This window comes from Pseudoxanthomonas sp. LjRoot204_2 (genome assembly GCF_056175765.1).
In genome coordinates, this window is the sequence record NZ_JBGFFG010000619.1 from 1 (window position 1) to 1,515 (window position 1,515).

General features: G+C 66.0%; 1 protein-coding gene. It reads left to right on the top strand.

Features of this window, described 5'->3' with window-relative positions:
• Window positions 1-750 precede the first annotated feature (750 nt).
• Window positions 751-1,515 (top strand): flagellar basal-body rod protein FlgG (flgG, locus tag AC04L7_RS18470; RefSeq protein WP_475513667.1); only part of this gene is annotated, 765 nt, incomplete at its 3' end.

Here is a 1,515-nt window from a genome sequence, read left to right on the forward strand (position 1 = left end):
GCCCTGCGCTTCGCTCCGGGTCCGCGAGCGGGCCGGGAATTTTCGTATGACACATCCATGTGCCATACGAAAACGCCGTCATCCATGACGGCGCCCTTCGGGTTTTACCCGGCCCACTCGCCGTGCCTCATGGGGGCCCGAAGGCAACAGCAACGGCAAAAGCGCGCCTTGGTCAGTCAGACGCCGCCCTTGGGGCCCCTGAGGTCCGGCAGTCGCGGCGGGTAAAACCCCGCAGGGGCGCCGCACATGGATGTGCGGCGTTTTCGGCCGGGGCAGGATGCCCCGTCCGAAAATTCCTGCCGCGACTGCGAACCCGCCGCGCAGCGGCGGGCGGACCGCCGGGGGGTGTTTCTTTTGCTTACTTTTCTTTGCACAAGCAAAGAAAAGTAAGGCCCCCGCGGCGAGCGGCGCCATGCCTGACCCAAAGCCCCGCCTACGAAAGACGCACTCAACACGTTCATCATGATTGTGCGTTTCGAGTGAACGGAGGATGTGGAAAAGTCGCTGATAGCCGGGGTAGACCGGCTTCGTTGCCCCTCACCCCAACCCCTCTCCCGCAGGGAGAGGGGCTAACGCCAGGCCCCGCCGGTTTTCCGCCACGCCTACGCCGCGACCGGAACCTCCGCCCCATTTCGGCGCCAATCCCAGCGCCAGAACCACGACACCCATTCCGGCACAGGACTTGCCTGAGAGGAAGCGAGGAACCGCACCGCGCGGTTCCACCCCTTCCACCCCGCGAGGAACCACGCCATGAACCAGGCCCTCTGGGTCGCCAAGACCGGACTGGACGCGCAACAGACGCGCATGTCCGTGGTCTCCAACAACCTGGCGAACACCAACACCACCGGCTTCAAGCGCGACCGCGCCAGTTTCGAGGACCTCCTGTACCAGCAGGTCCGCCAGCCCGGCGGCTCCACCTCGTCGCAGACCCAGCTGCCCTCCGGCCTGCAACTCGGTACCGGCGTGCGCGTGGTGTCGACGTCCAAGGACTTCCAGCAGGGCAACCCGCAACAGACCGGCCGCTCCCTGGACGTGATGGTGAACGGCCGCGGCTTCTTCGAAGTGCTTCTGCCCGATGGCTCGCCGGCCTACACGCGCGACGGTTCGTTCCAGATCAACGCACAGGGCGAACTGGTCACCAACAGCGGCTATCCGGTGCAACCCGGCATCCAGGTGCCGGAAGGCGCGCAGTCGATGACCATCGGCAATGACGGCACCGTCAGCGTGACCATGGCGGGCCAGGCGCAGGCGCTGGAGATCGGCTCGCTGACGCTGACCGATTTCGTCAATCCGTCGGGCCTGCAGGCCAAGGGCGAGAACCTCTACGTCGAGACCACCGCCTCYGGCCCCGCGCAGAACGGCACGCCCGGCCTCAACGGGCTGGGCAGTCTGGTGCAGGGTTCGCTGGAAGGCTCCAACGTCAACGTGGTGGAAGAGCTGGTGAGCATGATCGAGACCCAGCGCGCCTACGAGATGAACGCCAAGGCCATCTCCACCACCGACTCGATGCTCGGC